An 865-nucleotide genomic window follows, 5' to 3' on the forward strand; every position below is an offset into this window, starting at 1 on the left:
AAAGCGGAGTGGATATAATTTTTATTTGCAAAAGTAAACTTTGAACCAGGAGGGTTTACCGAAAAGCCAATCTGCGGAGGTAGTATCGTTGGGCCATTCCACACCCATTGCTGCAAACCAAAGCCAGGTAGATATAAAGAAAGCCTGTTAGTATGGCTCTTACCTCGACCATCGCCTCCTACTACAGGGTCTCTCGGTACGGTAGGGTCATAGGTATTAAAGCCTGTACCATCTAAACCAAACAACTGATAGTCATCAGGGGCAGTAAATACGGCATCAAGATCCAAACCAATTAATAACTGATCAACCTCAAAGTGACGCTCTTTGAGTCGGGTAAGCTGAGCGGGGTTATGGTAAACCGCTGAAACACCAGGATTTACGTCAGCCTGCATCGCATTACCCAAGGAAAGAGCCTTAGTATCAATCGTAATGCCGTTCGCTAGCTGAGCTACAACTTGGGGAGGGAAAGCAAACGTAGCAATCAATACGACCACCAGCAGTTTCTTTACTTTCCAATGCAATGATTTCACCAATTAATTCCTTTTCCCATTACTATTCTAAAGATTAAACAAGTGCGCTCGAGAGCAAAGCAGTCATCACCTTACTCCTGACACATGATTACCAGTTGAAAGCACCTATATTAATTGGATAAGAGATCCCCATACTTAAGTCAGACGCATCTTCAGTAAGCCCAAAGCCAAAGCTAACGTTTGTAATCGTCTTAGGGTCAACACGAATACCCAGTGAGAAGTTCATCGAACCACTCACCGAGTCAGGCGAAACTGCCGTCCCCGAACCAACGAAAGTTAATTTAGTTTCAGTACTATAACCAACCTGGGTCGATATACTTAAAGAGGTGTCATAA

General features: G+C 43.7%; 2 pseudogenes. Both read right to left on the reverse strand.

The features are described 5' to 3' along the window. Positions 1–530 (reverse strand): annotated as a pseudogene (locus A3763_RS06560) (hypothetical protein); the annotation flags it as partial. An 88-nt stretch (positions 531–618) separates the two neighbouring features. After that, positions 619–865 (reverse strand): annotated as a pseudogene (locus tag A3763_RS28345) (transporter); the annotation flags it as partial.

This window comes from Oleiphilus sp. HI0128 (assembly GCF_001635365.1).